The sequence below is a fragment of the Calditrichota bacterium genome (genome assembly GCA_013151735.1).
Taxonomy (GTDB): Bacteria; Zhuqueibacterota; JdFR-76; order JdFR-76; family BMS3Abin05; genus BMS3Abin05.
Window position 1 is genome coordinate 36042 of record JAADHR010000127.1, and the last position, 16264, is coordinate 52305.

Genomic DNA, 16264 nt, shown 5'->3' on the forward strand with positions numbered 1-16264 from the left:
ATGATAACGGGTACCGGGCACGCCGTTCCCGAGCGGGTGTTAACCAATCATGATCTGGCAGAAATGGTGGACACCTCTGATGAATGGATCCGGACACGGACGGGAATTGTCGAACGACACATTGCGAATGATAATGAAGGAACCTCTGATTATGCAGCACGGGCTGCAAAAGAAGCCTTAAAAGAAGCACATCTGGCAGCGGACGAATTGGACCTGATCCTTTTCGGAACGGTAACGCCAGATATGTATTTCCCCTCTGCCGCTTGTTTTCTTCAAGAAAAAATTGGCGCGGTCAATGCAGCCGCATTGGATATCAGCGCTGCCTGTTCGGGCTTTTTGTACGGATTGACGCTTGCAGAAGGCATGATTGCCTCCGGTAAGTATAAAAATATTTTGGTGATAGGAGCTGAACTGCTCAGCCGCATTACCGATTGGACGGATCGGGCAACCTGTGTTCTTTTCGGCGATGGCGCCGGTGCGGCTGTTGTGCAGCCTTCAGATGGCGAAAGAGGAATCATTAGCTCCTATATAAAAAGTGACGGACGGCTTTGGCACCTTCTTAACATGCCGGGCGGAGGATCGTTATTGCCTCCCGCTAAGGCAAAGGATGATCCCAAAGCCTTCTATCTGAAAATGGAAGGGCGAGAGGTGTTCCGCCATGCCGTGACTTTAATGGGTGAGTCTTCCGTTCGCGTTTTGGAAGAGGCCGGATTAACGGGTGAGGATCTGGATATTTTTATTCCTCATCAGGCGAATCTTCGCATTATTCAGGCCATCGCCAAACGCTTGAATGTTCAGGATGATAAGGTGTATGTCAATCTGGACAGATACGGAAACACCTCGGCAGCATCAATTCCGATTGCATTGAACGAAGCCCGAAAAAATGGTCGAATCAATCCCGGAAACTTGATTCTGGCTGTTGCATTTGGCGCTGGTTTTACCTGGAGCTCGGTGCTTTTCCGCATCTAATTCAAAACCCGTAATTTTAGATATATCAATTCCTTTAGCCGCTTTTGCGGGCAAAAATCTGAGAGGGACACCTGTCGTTTTTTCGGAATCAGGGAAATTAGGATTGCATCGATAGTGGAGAGAGAGGGTTATAAAATGGCAGAACGTCATAAAAAACAGAGCAAAACGATGAAGTCTTTTGCACGAGTGGGGCTTTTTCTCACACTAATTGCAAGCATTTTTGTTGGATTTGCCTGTGGACCGACCAAAGTGCCGGTTCACGTGATGAAACCGGCCAGGGTAAACCTGAAAGGGATTCGGCGAGTGGCCGTGACCGAATTTACCGGTCCGGGGCAATCCGGTAATTTGGTTGTCAGTATTTTGAATTCCCAGTTGCTGAATTCCAATTATTTTGACGTTTTGGAACGGGAAAAATTGCAGGACGTCATGCGGGAATATCAGCTTTCGATGGCCGGCATCGTTAATCCGGATCAGGCCAAACAAATCGGACAGCTGTTAGGTGTGGACGGGATTATTACGGGGGAAGTAACGGCCTATTCCGTTGAGGATGAGAGCGGCAAGGAGCGCGTAAAGGAAAACGTGTGGACCGGCAAATACGAAAAGGACGCCAAAGGTAATTTCATTTATACCAAGGATATTTTTGGAAAAAAGCACAAGAAGAAGGTCTATCGTGAACAGTTTGTGACGCATTATTACAAGATTCGCCGGGGGACGGTCACGGTTACCTTTCGGGTAATTGACGTGGCCTCAGGGGCGATTTTAACGGCAAAAACCTACAGCCGGAACTACACAAGCTCCAAAATTCGGGATGGCCGCGGCACCCTGAAATCGCGCGACGCCATTTTAACGGATTTAACGCGTCAAATTGTCCGTGAATTTGTGATGGACATTGCCCCCCACGAGGTGACGCTGAAACGTGCCATTTTGGGCGGCCCCGGCCCCATTGACGCGGGCAAAAAAATGGCACAAAACAATTTGTGGCCGGAAGCTACCAAATTATGGGAGCAGGCCGTTAAAATATACCCTAATAAACCCGAAGCATATTACGATTTGGGGTTGGCTTACGAGGTTCAGGGGCGCCTGGACGAGGCCGAAAAACTGTACCAGAAGGCGGTTCAGCTAAAACCGGATAAACTGTATATGCGGGCCCTTTCGGAAATTCGTCAGGCCAAACTGGAGCGGTTAAAGCTGGAAGAACAACTTAAGGGAAGGAATTTGAAGCGCTGATGACAGGGTTTGTTTTTCCGGGACAGGGATCGCAGCAGGTGGGAATGGGAGCAGATGTGTACGCATCCCACAAGCTGGCAAAAGAATATTACGATTATGCGTGCACGGTGCTGGATTTTGATCTTAAAACGGTTTCGTTTGAAGGCCCGGAGGATCGCCTTAAACAAACCTATATTACACAGCCTGCGCTTTTTGTCCACAGTGTTGTAATGGATGCTCTTTTAAAGGAAAAGGGAGTTCGTCCGGGGCTTGTTGCCGGACACAGCCTGGGAGAATATTCGGCTGTGGTGTCGGCGGGGGCGCTAACCTTTGAGCAGGCCTTGTCTCTGGTAAAACTGCGCGGGGAGCTGATGCAGCATGCGGGAGAAAAGCAGCCGGGAACCATGGCCGCAATTATCGGGTTGTCGGAGGAGAATGTTCGGGAGCTTTGTAAAACCGCTTCATCTGCAGGTGTTGTGGTTCCGGCGAATTTCAACTCTCCCGGGCAAATTGTTATTTCCGGCTCCGTGGAAGGCGTGCATCGGGCGGTGGAGCTGGCCCGGGAACAGGGTGCCAAACGGGCGGTAGAACTGGTTGTGAGCGGAGCCTTTCATTCCCCGCTCATGGAGAGTGCCGCAGGGGAGCTGGAAAAAGCGCTCAAGGCGGCCGATTTTCATAAACCGGAAATCCCGCTCGTGTCGAATGTCACGGCACGCGCTACCACTGATCCGGAGGAAATCCGATCCAATCTGCTTCAGCAGCTCACTCATCCGGTACGATGGGTGGAAAGTGTGAAGGAAATGATTGCCCGGGGTGTCACACAGTTTTTTGAAGTAGGCTCCGGGCGCGTGTTGACGGGGCTCAGCAAGCGGATTGATCGACGTGTTCCCTGTGTACCGGTCGGAACGGTACAGGATTTGGAAAAAATTTCTATCTAAAAACTTTGGGAATTTTTATGAAAAAGCTTACGGACAAGGTCGTTGTGATTACGGGGGCTGCCCGTGGAATTGGCCGGGCGATTGCGCTTCGCGTGGCTGAGGAAGGAGCCAGGGTTTCTATCGTAACGCGCTCAAGCGTGGAAAAATTGGCGGAAGTGGCCGAACAAATCGAGTCTGGCGGCGGAGAGGTCCTTCAAATTCAGGCCGATGTTTCCGGTGTGGACGAGGCCAAACGAATTATTTCTGAAACGATTGAAAAATTTGGGAAAATCGATATCCTCATTAATAATGCCGGAATTACCAAAGACAATCTTTTGATTCGTCTGAAGGAACAGGATTGGGATTCCGTGATGGCAGTCAACTTGAAGGGAACCTTCAATTGCCTCAAGGCCGCGGCCCGTCCGATGATGCGGCAGCGATCCGGTAAAATCATTAACATGAGCTCCGTCGTCGGAATGATGGGGAACGCCGGGCAGGTCAATTATGCTGCCTCCAAGGCCGGAATTATCGGAATGACCAAGGCGGCTGCCAAGGAGTTGGCGGCCTGGAATATTACGGTCAATGCGGTTGCTCCGGGTTACATCGAAACCGACATGACCGCATCCATTCCGGAAGAAGCGAAAAAGCTTATGTTGCAATGGATTCCGCTTCAACGTCCCGGGAAGCCTGACGATGTGGCCGGGGTGGTTGCCTTCCTCTGTTCGGATGATGCGAACTACATGACCGGCCAGATTATCCAGGTGGATGGCGGTATGAGAATGTAGGTGAAAAGGATGATTTTGTTTTTTTGTTGAAAGAAGAATGCGGAAATGTTCCCTTAAACAAAAATGGAACATTGAGAAATACGAACTAAAAATGGAGGTAAAGGACGCATGGCAGTTGACGATCGGGTAAAAGAAATTATTGTGGATCAACTGGGTGTGGATCCAAGTCAGGTTACAGAAGATGCTCATTTTATCGAAGATTTGGGCGCTGACTCATTGGATACCGTTGAACTTGTGATGGCCTTTGAAGAAGAGTTTGGGATTGAAATTCCTGATGAAGATGCTGAAAAAATGACCACCGTCGGAAAGGCAATCGAATATCTGCATCAGAAGTTGGCAGAAAAAGAATAAACTTTTTTTCTACAAATACGTGTGATCGAAAAACATCTTTTTTAGGAGTATTTTTCGATTCTGTTGGCCAGAAAAAAGAAGTGCCTGTTTCCTTAAAAGATTTTAATTTCGGGGGCGGGCACTTCCCCAATTATTAAAGTTCTTACCCAGGGGCGCGGATCAGATGAATCCGCTCCCCAGTTTTTAAGTATGAAATAACCGATCATTTGGAATCAGACGAAAGGATGCACCATGAGTCGAAGGGTTGTGGTTACGGGCATGGGCGCCATAACTCCCATCGGATTAACCGTGGATGATTTCTGGAAATCCCTTGTGGAGGGTGTCAGTGGGGTCGATTATTTGACCAAATTTGACACCAGTGAATATGCAACCAAATTTGCCGCCGAAGTAAAAAATTTTGACCCCACCCGGTACATGGATCGCAAGATTGCCCGGCGGATGGATGCATTTACTCAATATGCCGTGGCGGCCGCCAAAGAAGCCGTTGAACACTCCGGTCTCGAATTTGAGAAAGAGGATCCGTTTCGTGTGGGTGTGGTTGTGGGTTCCGGAATTGGCGGACTGAAAAAATTTGAAGATGAAGTGCGCAAGCTGGTTGAGTTCGGCCCCAAACGCGTCAGCCCGTTTTTGATTCCAATGATGATCTCGAATATTTCTCCCGGGTACATTTCGATGATTTATGGCGTGAAGGGCATCAACTACTCCCCCACGTCGGCCTGCGCCACCGCGGCCCACGCCATTGCTCTGGCTTATCGGGAAATCAAATACGGCAATTCGGACGTCATTATTTCCGGAGGAAGCGAAGCGCCTTTGACCCATGTCGGAATATCCGGGTTTAATGCCATGCATGCCATCTCCGAAGAGAATGACAATCCCAAAAAAGCGAGTCGCCCATTTGACGCCACACGAAGCGGATTTGTCATGAGCGAAGGGGGCGCCATTGTTATTCTGGAAGAATTGGATCACGCAAAAGCCCGTGGGGCCAAAATATTTGCAGAAGTTGTCGGCGCCGGAATGACGGCCGATGCCTACCATATTACCGCCCCCGATCCGGAAGCGATTGGCGCGGCCAATGCAATGAGTCTGGCAATCCGGGAAGCCGGCCTAAAACCGGAAGAGGTCGACTACATTAATGCTCACGGTACATCCACACCTCACAATGATCGGATGGAAACAGAGGCAATCAAAAAGGTTTTTGGCGATTATGCGTATGAAATCGCCATAAGTTCCAACAAGTCGATGATCGGGCACATGCTGGGCGCAGCGGGTGCCATTGAATTTATTGCCAGCATTTTGACGATCCGGAATGGGCTTGTTCCCCCGACCATCAATTACGAACATCCTGACCCGGAATGTGACTTAAATTACACCCCCAACAAGGCCGTTAAAAAAGAGGTTCGCACGGCCATTAGCAATTCCTTCGGATTCGGGGGACACAATGTAACTCTGGCGGTGAAACGTTTCGATGAATAAACCCGGCGCCTGTACACAGTTAATCTTCGAGTTTACAATGTTTCCGATGGCGATATCCGATTTATTTTGCGATTCTTAATGAAGAAGTGGTTTTCAAAAATTAGCCTGTTGGGCAAGAAGGAACACCGAGAAACAAACCGTTCCGAAGACGAAGAAAAATTTTCACGTCTTTACCAGGCCCTGCACTATCGATTCAAAGATCCGGCTCTATTGATCCTGGCCCTGAAGCACCGCTCGTTTGTGGGGATGACCCATCACTCTCACGCCGAAACGAATGAACGGCTCGAATTTTTGGGAGATGCCATATTGGGCCTGATTGTTACCGAATTCCTTTATAAGAAATACCCGACTCAACCGGAAGGCCGCCTGACGGAAATTAAATCCCTTGTGGTCAGTCGAAAAATTCTCACGCAGGTTGCCCGAAAAATCCACTTGGGCGAGTACCTTTATCTGGGAATGGGTGAAGAAAAATCAGGGGGCCGCGATCGAAGTTCGATTATTTCGGATGCCATGGAGGCGGTGTTTGGTGCCGTTTATCTGGATGGCGGCTATGAGGCCATCAAAAGCGTCATTGATTCACTTATTTTGGCCCATTTGGATGACATTCTGCACCGGTATTTAAATCGAAATTTTAAGAGCCAACTGCTGGAATACACGCAAGCCCACGGATTTGGAGTGCCCAGATATTTTGTTGAAGAAGAAACGGGGCCCGAACACGACAAATCCTTTCGGATTTCCGTTCAGGTAAAAGATAAAACGTGGGGTGTGGGCCAGGGAAAAAACAAAAAGCAGGCCGAGCAGCAAGCGGCAAAAGATGCGTTAAGTAAAATAGAACATTAAGCACGGAGGACATTCATGGATTACTTTTTGACCGAACAACAGCTCATGTTGAAAGAACTTGCGCACAAGGTTGCTGAAGAAAAAATTCGACCCGTGGCTGCGGAGTACGATCGCGAAGGGAAATTTCCCTGGGATATTGTGAAGATTTTTAAAGAACTGGGCTTTTTTGGAACGTATATTCCGGAAGAATATGGCGGATTTGGCGGGGGAATTATGGATCTGGTCATTATGGTGGAAGAACTTTCCCGCGCCTGCGGGGGTATTTCTCTGGCCCTGGCCGCCACGGCACTCGGCACCTATCCGATTATTCTGGCGGGAAGCGAAGAACAGAAAAAGAAATACCTGCCGGAATTGGCCGAGGGGAATTATCTGGCGGCCTACTGTCTGACGGAACCGGGCGCCGGTTCGGATGCCGGATCCATTAAAACCCGGGCCATTAAGGATGGAGATTCTTATGTGTTAAATGGCACCAAACATTTTATTACCAACGGCGGCGTGGCGGGTTTATACACGGTTTTTGCCAGTACGGATCCGGCCCGCGGCATGCGCGGAATTTCTGCCTTTTTGGTGGAAGACGGCACACCGGGACTCAAATTTGGAAAAAAGGAAGATAAGTTGGGCATTCGGGCCTCAGCAACAAGTGAAGTGATTTTTGAAGATTGCCGCATTCCGGCCAAAAATCTGCTTGGAAAAGAAGGCCGGGGGTTTCGGATTGCCATGGATACCTTTGACCGCACCCGGCCGGGCGTAGCGGCACAGGCATTGGGGATTGCCCAGGGCGCCCTCGAATTGGCCGTGCAGTACACCAAAGAGCGGCACCAGTTCGGGATGCCTATTTCCTCCTTTGAAGGCATTCAATTTAAGATAGCAGACATGGCCACCCGCGTGGAAGCCTCCCGCGGATTGGTTTACGGTGTTGCCAAAACGGTTGACGCCGGCACACAGAAGGATGTTTCCCGTGAATCGGCAATGGCCAAATTATTTGCTTCCGACACCGCTATGTACGTGGCCACCGAAGCCGTACAGCTTTTTGGCGGATACGGCTACATGAAGGATTACCCGGTTGAAAAATATTTCAGAGATGCCAAAATTACGCAGATTTACGAGGGCACGAACGAAATTCAGCGTCTGGTTATCGGACGCGATGTGGTAAAAAAAGGCGCGTAACGTACCCAAAAGCAGCGGTTCCCGGGGATGAGTCCTTTCCCTTTGGGAGCTTGTCTGACCGAACATCCGGATTGGCCGCAAACAGCATTTGCCCGACTGGTTTTGTCATGGGATATTCAGATCCCGCAGCCAGCGGCAAATGACAAGCGGCAAGCAATACGATATAAAGGACCTCCGCTGCGTTCATGGATTTTTGCCCAACTTCTGTCGAAGGCATTACGTAATCGCAGATTTTATGCCTGCGAAGGTTTTCCGTTTTAACCCAGCGGCCTGAAAGGTTTAGGCCCCAAAATAGCGGGCAAAGGCTTTTTGGAGTCAAGCCCCATAAAAGGCCGCTTATGTGATATCAAGTGAACATTTTCCGCACAAGTTTGATAAAAATCATACGGATTAAGGATTAAGCCAGCCACTCCTCTGCAGACCGGTAACCGGTTCTTCGAAAAAATAAAGCTGATGTGATTTGAATAAACGCAGATCGCGATGGCAGCGTGAAACTTTTAGAAAATCTAATCGTGCAATAATTAACAAAACGTCCAATGAATTCTTTTTAAGAGAATTCGTATCTTGAGGCCATAAAATGGCACAGTTTATTTTGGCGCACGATGTTGGAACAGGCGGAAACAAGGCCGTTTTAGTTGATACAACCGGCAAAATCCGCAGCACCTCTTTTGAACCGTACCGCATTGACTATCCCCGTCCCAATTGGGCCGAACAAGACCCCGAAGAGTGGTGGGGAGCCATTTCAAAATCCACGCAATCTCTTCTCCGAAAAAGCGGCATTTCTTCCCGCGAAATAATTGCTGTGACTTTTAGCACGCAAATGCTTGGGATTATTCCCATGGATTCCCACGGTTCCGTTCTGCGACCGGCAATCATCTGGCTGGATGAGCGGGCAGAAGAACAGGCCCAAAAATTGATGCGGAAATTTATCAGTCCGAAGATTTTTGCCAAACTTGCCGGTGCGGAAATGTGTGGAAAAGACGGCATGCCCAAACTGCTCTGGCTTAAAGAAAATGAACCCCAGACCTACCAGAAAATGTGTTGTTTTCTGGATGTAGGCGGGTATCTGCTGTACCGAAGCACCGGAAAAATGGTGATGGAGTGGACAGGGGCCTCCGTGTTCGGAATGAATTTGAAGAAGAAAACCTGGCTTACCGGGATTTTTCGCTATGTCGGACTGGACCCGCAAAAATTTCCTCCTCTTGTTCAATCCACCGCGGTTGTCGGAACGCTTACCGCGCAGGCTGCAAGAGACCTGGGCTTGCTGGAAGGGACACCGGTTGTGGCTGGTTCCGGGGATGCCCCGTCGGCTGCTGTGGGCTCCGGCTCCGTGGGCGAGGGAGAAGGCCACGCCTATATCGGGACCTCCGGCTGGCTGGGGGTCGTCACCACTAAAACCCCAACAGGCAAATCCGGTGTGGCCACCATTCATTCAAGCGATCCCCAAAAGACCTTTCTTTTTGCGGAGTCTGAAATGGCGGGAGGATGTTTGGAGTGGATGGCCCGGGAAGTGTGCCGGGATATGCAGACGGCAAAGAATTCGGCCGGTATTTATGCGGCAATGGATGCCGACATTGCCGACATTCCCCCCGGGGCCGGCGGCTTGATTTTTACACCCTGGATGTACGGCGAACGGGTTCCGGTAAACGACACCCGGGTTCGTTCCGCATTTATTAATCTCAGTGCAAATCACCACAGAGACCATATGCTGCGGGCGGTTTATGAAGGGGTGGTTTATAATTTGCGCTGGTCACTTGAGATCGTGGAAAAAAGGTTCGGCTTCCTTTTGCCCGCATTGCGTGTGATTGGCGGAGGCGCAAAGAGCGCAATCTGGATGCACATTCTGGCGGATGCCACCCGAAGAAAGGTGGAAACGGTTCGTTATCCGCAAGAGGCAGGGGCCGTGGGTGTCGCTCTGGTGGCCGCCGTTGGATTGGGAATCTATCCGGATTTTGAGTCTTTGAAAATGCTCATTCAACCCGCTCAGGTTTTTGAGCCGAATCCGGAAAACGCTGAGGTTTACGATTTTATGTTCGAACGATACAAAGAAGTTTATACCCGTTTGAAGGGACTGTATTCCAAAATGCACAAAAGGAGGGAAACATGAATCGATTAGAAATAGAGGCTTTGCCAACCGCTTTGCCGGACGGCATTAATGATGACGAATACATTGTGGCCACCTATTTGGCGTCTTTTCCTGCCAACGTTCCGGTTCCCCAGCTGTCGCTGGCTCTGGCCATTGAACAGAGTACAGGCACGTGGGTTCCGGTGCCCGGTGAAACCCCCGAAGTCCGTGTAAAGCATGTGGCCAAAGTCATCGGAATCTATGAAATGCCCGATCTTGAATTTAGTGTGCCCCCGTCCATGGAAACCCGAAATTACATCCTTCAGATTGCCTATCCGGAGATCAACATCGGGGAACAGATCCCCATGCTCCTGACCACGGTGGTTGGGAATATTTCGATGGGGGGGCGTGTAAAGGTTCTTGATATTCGTTTTCCCGAAAAATACGTAAGGGGATTTCAAGGCCCGGGGTTTGGAATTGAAGGTATCCGGAAGATTCTGGGTGTGCCCAAACGGCCCCTGTTGAATAACATGATCAAGCCCTGTACCGGATACCCTGTGGAAGTTGGCGTGGAGCTCTTCCGGGCGGCAGCACTGGGCGGCTGCGACGTGATTAAGGATGATGAACTGCTCGCTGATGCTTCTTTTAATTCTCTGCAGGAACGGGTGAAACGATACATGGAGGTGGAAAGACAGGTTTTCGAAGAAACGGGTGAGCACACGCTTTACACGGTAAATGTAACGGATAAAATCCCCAAGGTGTTTGAGAATGCCAGGAAAGCGGTGGAACTGGGGGCGAACGCGATTATGGTGAACTATCTTGCCGTTGGATTTCCGGTTTTGCAGGCGCTTGCTGAGGACCCTGCCATTGACGTACCGATATTGGCCCACATGGATGTGGCAGGGGCGCTGTACATGTCGCCTTTTCATGGCATCAGTTCGCATCTGGTGATGGGAAAACTACCCCGGTTGGCCGGTGCAGATATTGTGGTCTTTCCAGCACCCTATGGCAAAGCGCCTGTGTTGGTGGATAAATTTAAAAATGTGGCCAAAAACCTGACGTTTCCCCTGTATCAGCTAAAACCGTCTTTCCCCATGCCGTCCGGGGGAATTACCCCGGCGGTGGTTCCCAAATTAATTGAGGACCTGGGAACGGAGGTGATGATCGGCTCCGGTGGAGGAATCCATGCCCATCCGGACGGCCCCATCGCCGGGGCACGTGCCTTTCGGCAGGCCATTGATGCTGTAATGGAAGGGGTTCCGCTCAGCGAGGCCGCTAAAGCGCATCCCGAACTGGCGAAGGCCCTGGAACAGTGGAAGGACCCGTTTGGTAAGGGACTTTCGCTTTAGCCGGGAGAGGTTTACAGGGGACCTGTTCAATATCGGCAGGGCCTCTGATGGGTGCGTGCCCTGGCGGAGCCTTTATCCAATGAAAGATTTAGTTGAATGCCTTGTTTACAGAGCAGACCAAACGCTGCGGTTTGTGTAAAGGGGCGCAATGAAAGAATCAGGAGGCAAAAAAATGGCACAGATAACCGTTTTTGGAGGTGCGGGACACGTGGGAAGTGTGGCCGTTCAGCTGTTAACGGCCTCAAAGCAGTTTTCAAAGATTATTATTGCGGATAATGATAAAACGCGCGCAGACCAGCTTATCCGGACATTGGGCAATTCACCCGTTCTTTCATTCATCGAAATTGATGCCAATTATCCGGAGAGCCTGAAAAAGGCCGTTGCAGGGTCTTCAGTTGTGCTAAACTGCATCGGTCCCTTTTACAAATACGGCCCCACTATTTTGCGCACCGTTCTGGAATCAAAAATTAATTACGTAGATGTCTGTGACGATTTTGATGCAACTGAAAAGCTTCTGGACATGGACAAAATGGCACGGGACGCCGGTGTTTCGGCTCTGATTGGAATGGGAAGCTCCCCGGGCATCGCCAATGTGCTTGTCCGCCTGGCAGCAGATGCCCTGCTGGATGCGGTCGACTCTGTGGATATTTACCATGCACATGGCGGAGAGCCGGGTGAGGGTGCCGCTGTCGTAAAACACAGAATCCATTCCATGATGATTGATGTGCCCGTCTTCCTGGACGGGAAATTAACGACCGTAAGGCTTTTCGAGGAAAGCGGGCGGGCTCTTGAAGAAATGGCCGATTTTCCCGATGTGGGCACCTATCCGGTGTATGCCTATCCTCATCCGGAAACCATTACACTTCCGCGGTTTATTCGGGGGGTTAAACGGGTAACCAATCTTGGAATTGTGCTTCCGCCCGCGTACGCCGAATTGATTAAGGGAGTGGTTCGCCTGGGGATTACCGGAGACGAGCCAATCACAGTGAACGGGCAGGAGGTCGTGCCTCTCGAATTTGCGGTAGCCTTTATTTTGTCTCAGCGCCCGCGGCTGATGAAAGAAGCCGGGCTCACGGAGCCGGTGGGCTGCCTGAAAATTGTCGTGAAGGGAGAAAAGGACTCCCAACCCCTGACGTACATTTTTTCAATGTCCTCAAGGGGCAGAGGCATGGGAGAGGGTACGGGGATTCCCGCTGCCCTGGGTGCGATCTTAATGGCTAACGGATCAATTCGCCAGACGGGCGTCTTCCCTCCGGAAGGCGGTGTCAATCCCGGTGATTTGCTTCAGGCCGCCCATCAATTTGTGAAATTGGGTGAGAAGAGAGGCATTCCGATTGCAATTGAACGCATTGACAGCCAGGGAAAATCCACAAAAATGGATAGCGCTGATTTGTTCGGTTCCTTCTTGCGTAACGAATGAAAAAGTTCTTGTTTAAAGCAAGCGGGTTTAATATATTAAAGTGCGATCCATGTGGCTAAAGCGCCCTTTTGAACCATCACCACAATTTATTACCTCAATGAATTTGGGGTGATTGTACAAGGAAAAGCAAGAGTAAGAAGCTGATGTTTGGGCTTCAAAGCTTTCTTCAATTACGTTGAGCCATCACCATAATTTATTGTGGTGATGGTTTTTTCAAAAGGCAGGAAAGAAAAGTGCCTCCAAAGACACCTAAAATATATGATTTTAAAGATGTTCGACGGATAAACGAGATTGAAAATCTCCTGGATACCCTCGAAGCATTTGTACACGAAGGAGACTACGTAGGACTGGATACCGTTATTGTAGGCCTGATGGCGAAATCAACCTGGTCGGTGCCGCGTATTCTCTTTCGTCTGCAAAAATATTTCATTCTGGGAGATGATCAAATGATTAACGCCTATCGGGATGTGCTGGTTCAAATCGGCGCGTCTGCCATTCCGGAAATAAAGGCCTTTTATAAAAAGAATTCCGGCAAAAATATTTTTATTGAAATTGCGTCCGAAATCTACATCAGCGAAATGATCGACAATTATTTTGCCTGGCGGGATCATTATCTGGCGGAAGATTCCTACTATTTGCGCCAGTATCGCCTGGTGGATAAACTCGTTCAGCTGGGGGAACCGGTCGTTCCGCAAATCGTGCGAAATTTAATGAACGTCAATATTCGGGAATATCTGATTGTTGCACTTGGGAAAATCGGGGATCGCCGGGCTACAATGGTTTTAACGGCGTTTTTGCGGGAAACTCAACCCATTGGTTTTGAACGCATTCAGCCTCTGATGCAAAAATTGATTCGTGCACTTGGCGAAATTGGGGACCGGCGGGCCGTCCGGCCGCTGCTGCGTTTTCTTGAGTCCGATTCAGCATCAAATAAGGCTGACATTGCCGAAGCCATCGAGAAAATTCTGGGAAAAAGCTTTGGAAATTACACATCCTTTGGAAAAAATAAGCGCAGTTGGTTTGCCTATCAGCGCCGGGTGTTGGATTATCTGAAAGCACAGGAGCCCGGAGCCTCTCCGATGCAGTTGATTCGGGGCAACCTTCCCTGAAATGGGTTTTTCGACCATGAATTCATCCTCACCGGAATTCTATAAGACCATTCCATCTCCGGTAACGGCTGAAATAAAGATAAAAGGGTCCCGCTTTATTGCCACGGCCGTTCCGGTAACGTCAAAAGAGAATGCTGAAGAGAAACTGGCACAACTTTCCAGGCGGTACCACGATGCCACACATCATTGCTTCGCCTATCGAATAGGCACGGGTAACGCAGAATACTATCGCAGCAGTGATGCGGGAGAACCCGCAGGAACCGCAGGACAGCCTATTCTTCAGGTTATCCGGGGGATGGAGCTGACCCATATCCTGGTCGTGGTAACGCGCTATTTCGGCGGCACCAAACTGGGAATTGGCGGTTTGATTAAGGCCTACACCGAAGCCACACAGGAGGCGCTGAAAAAGGCAAAAATCCGTGAAATACCCGTTTTGCGGCGGTTCCACCTGAAAGTGGATTACGCACACATTAGCGACGTGATGCGAAATATTAACGCTTTTGATGCCCGGATAGCGGCTTCCGATTACGGAGAGAGTGTGCGGCTTCAGGTGGATGTGCCCGTCCGAAACGCACGTGATTTTCGGGACGGTCTGATCAACAGTACGGCCGGTCAAATTCAATTTGAAGGACAATCGAATCCTTGAATCAGATTTTGTTACTCATTGCGATGCTCTTATTGTCTGCGTTCTTTTCGGGTTCGGAAACTGCATTTGTTTCCGTTACACTCTATGAAACGGAAATCTGGCTTCGGAAAGGACGTATTGGAGCCAAACAAGCTCACCGTTTTATTCAACGGCCGGAGATGCTTTTGGTCACCATTCTGGTCGGAAACAATATTGCCATCGTTACCTTCTCTTCCGTCGTTACCTACTATTTCCAGGGGGTATTGAACGACGGAGTGATCCTTCTCCTGAATTCCTTTATTATTCTGATTTTTGCCGAAATCCTGCCAAAAGCCATCTTGCGCGAAAAGGCCCATTCGGTGGTTCGTTTTCTGGCCATTCCCATGCTCGTGTTTCATTACGTAATGCTTCCGATTATTGTGGTTGTGAATTCGTTTTCGAAATTTCTTTTACTTTTTTTTCGCGTTAATCCCAGACAAATGCACCAGTTTTTTAATCGACGGGATATGGAAATTCTGATCCGTGAGGGTGCCAAAAGCGGTGTTGTGGAAGAATCGGAACAGGAAATCATTACACGTATTTTTCGCTTGTCCCGGCTTCGGGTGCGTGAGATCATGGTTCCCCGTACCGACATGGTATCAATTGATTTGGCAGATGACATTCCCACAATCATTCAAACCGTGCAGGCCTTTCGGTTTTCCAGATATCCGGTCATTAACAAGCGCGTGGATAATGTAGTTGGTCTGGTTTTGGCAAAGGACCTGCTAAAACGACCCGCTTCGGTCAAAGAGATTTTGCGGGAAGTCTATTTTGTGCCGGAATCCAAACTCTGCATTGATTTGCTTCACGAATTTCGTCAAAAAAAAATAAGCCTGGCCGTTGTAGTGGATGAATACGGGGGGACCTCCGGATTGGTTACCCTCGAAGACATTATTGAGGAATTGTTTGGCGAAATCCAGGATGAATATGACTTTGAACCGAAGCTCTTTAAGCGGGTTGCTCCCAATACGGTTATTGCCAGTGCCCGCGCCGGAATTAACGATCTTAACCGGGAGTTGAATTGGAATCTGCCGGCCGGAAATTATGAGACGATCGGAGGGCTTATCCTGGAGCGAACCCACGGCATTCCGCCTTCGGGTGCCACACTGGAGGTGAACGGCTACAGAATTCAAATTATGAAAGCCACAAAAAAGCGAATTCTGGTTCTGAAACTTGAAGCGCCCCAGGAAAAACCGGAATAAAATATTGCCTCTCTTAAAAATTCTGTCAAGGCAAAACTGGCTGGTCACTTGATCCAAATTTTAAGTAAATTAAACTTGAATATTTAGCAATAATTTTTTATAATTATTCAGGTGATTTCCAATGATGAAGGTTGTTTTAAGGAGGCATTATGATTGTTGCTGTGCGGGTTGAAAAGGTAACCCTCGATACGTCCACCAATCGGTTTGTGGTCATTTTACGTGATGACACCAATAAACGGTGGTTACCGATTGTGGTAGGTTCTGCAGAAGCGCAGGCAATTGCCCTCCAGCTTGAAAACATTACGCCGCCCCGGCCGCTGACCCATGATTTAATGAAGAATCTGCTTGAAATCATCGGAATGCACGTTTCTCGGATTGTTGTAAATGATCTTCGTGAAAATACTTATTACGCCATCATCAGTCTTCGTGGGGATGGTCTCGATCGGGAAGTGGACGCCCGTCCAAGTGACGCCATTGCTCTGGCACTTCGCATGCACGCACCTATTTTTGTGGATGAAGAGGTGATGCAAAAAGCCGGAATTGTGGAATCGTCGGTTACTGAAGATGCCCAACCGGCCATGAGCCGGCTGGAAGAACTGAACCTTCAACTTCAGCGTGCGGTCCACGAGGAGCGCTTTGAAGATGCGGCCCGCATTCGGGATGAAATCAAAGAACTCACAAAGAATGAGGGCAAAGAATCATAGTCAATTCTTGCAAAAATAGAATGAGTTTTTGACGCATTAGGAA

At 49.3% G+C, this 16264-nt stretch carries 15 protein-coding genes; all 15 read left to right on the plus strand.

The window, feature by feature from the left end; all coding sequences use genetic code 11:
- The 15 genes from GXO76_08860 (at nucleotide 1) to GXO76_08930 (ending at nucleotide 16221) form a co-directional block, all read left to right on the plus strand.
- Nucleotides 1–969 carry a ketoacyl-ACP synthase III gene (locus tag GXO76_08860; protein ID NOY77964.1) on the plus strand — a complete coding sequence of 323 codons (969 nt, stop codon included), beginning with the start codon at nucleotides 1–3 and terminating at the stop codon, nucleotides 967–969.
- 135 nt (nucleotides 970–1104) lie between these two features.
- A complete protein-coding gene (locus GXO76_08865) occupies nucleotides 1105–2196 on the plus strand; it encodes a tetratricopeptide repeat protein (protein NOY77965.1) in 1092 nt (363 codons plus the stop codon).
- Nucleotides 2196–3113 (plus strand): ACP S-malonyltransferase, encoded by a 918-nt coding sequence (gene fabD / locus GXO76_08870; GenBank protein ID NOY77966.1) that lies wholly within the window; start codon nucleotides 2196–2198, stop codon nucleotides 3111–3113. The genes GXO76_08865 and fabD overlap by 1 nt, the downstream gene beginning before the upstream one ends.
- Before the next feature lie 17 nt (nucleotides 3114–3130).
- The gene (gene fabG / locus GXO76_08875) at nucleotides 3131–3877 is read left to right on the plus strand and encodes a 3-oxoacyl-[acyl-carrier-protein] reductase (protein NOY77967.1); all 747 of its coding nucleotides are present in this window, start codon (nucleotides 3131–3133) and stop codon (nucleotides 3875–3877) included.
- 108 nt (nucleotides 3878–3985) lie between these two features.
- A complete protein-coding gene (locus tag GXO76_08880; protein NOY77968.1) occupies nucleotides 3986–4228 on the plus strand; it encodes an acyl carrier protein in 243 nt (80 codons plus the stop codon).
- Between the two features lie 231 nt (nucleotides 4229–4459).
- Entirely contained in the window at nucleotides 4460–5701 is a 1242-nt protein-coding gene (gene fabF, locus GXO76_08885) for a beta-ketoacyl-ACP synthase II (GenBank protein NOY77969.1), read from the plus strand.
- A 78-nt stretch (nucleotides 5702–5779) separates the two neighbouring features.
- Complete coding sequence (rnc, locus tag GXO76_08890) at nucleotides 5780–6541, plus strand: ribonuclease III (protein NOY77970.1); 762 nt, start codon at nucleotides 5780–5782, stop codon at nucleotides 6539–6541.
- A 15-nt stretch (nucleotides 6542–6556) separates the two neighbouring features.
- A complete protein-coding gene (locus tag GXO76_08895) occupies nucleotides 6557–7708 on the plus strand; it encodes an acyl-CoA dehydrogenase (protein ID NOY77971.1) in 1152 nt (383 codons plus the stop codon).
- Between the two features lie 577 nt (nucleotides 7709–8285).
- Nucleotides 8286–9815 carry a hypothetical protein gene (locus tag GXO76_08900; protein ID NOY77972.1) on the plus strand — a complete coding sequence of 510 codons (1530 nt, stop codon included), beginning with the start codon at nucleotides 8286–8288 and terminating at the stop codon, nucleotides 9813–9815.
- On the plus strand, nucleotides 9812–11122 hold the full coding sequence (locus GXO76_08905) for a ribulose 1,5-bisphosphate carboxylase (GenBank protein ID NOY77973.1): 1311 nt from the start codon (nucleotides 9812–9814) through the stop codon (nucleotides 11120–11122). The genes GXO76_08900 and GXO76_08905 overlap by 4 nt, the downstream gene beginning before the upstream one ends.
- A gap of 172 nt (nucleotides 11123–11294) precedes the next feature.
- Nucleotides 11295–12542, plus strand: coding sequence for an NmrA family NAD(P)-binding protein (locus GXO76_08910; GenBank protein NOY77974.1), 1248 nt, complete (start codon nucleotides 11295–11297; stop codon nucleotides 12540–12542).
- Between the two features lie 233 nt (nucleotides 12543–12775).
- The gene (locus GXO76_08915; protein ID NOY77975.1) at nucleotides 12776–13651 is read left to right on the plus strand and encodes a HEAT repeat domain-containing protein; all 876 of its coding nucleotides are present in this window, start codon (nucleotides 12776–12778) and stop codon (nucleotides 13649–13651) included.
- Nucleotides 13652–13667: 16 nt separating this feature from the next.
- Nucleotides 13668–14297 (plus strand): YigZ family protein, encoded by a 630-nt coding sequence (locus GXO76_08920; GenBank protein ID NOY77976.1) that lies wholly within the window; start codon nucleotides 13668–13670, stop codon nucleotides 14295–14297.
- Nucleotides 14294–15517, plus strand: a complete 1224-nt coding sequence (locus GXO76_08925) for an HlyC/CorC family transporter (GenBank protein ID NOY77977.1) — start codon at nucleotides 14294–14296, stop codon at nucleotides 15515–15517. The genes GXO76_08920 and GXO76_08925 overlap by 4 nt, the downstream gene beginning before the upstream one ends.
- Before the next feature lie 152 nt (nucleotides 15518–15669).
- Entirely contained in the window at nucleotides 15670–16221 is a 552-nt protein-coding gene (locus tag GXO76_08930) for a hypothetical protein (GenBank protein NOY77978.1), read from the plus strand.
- The last annotated feature ends 43 nt before the right edge of the window (nucleotides 16222–16264 follow it).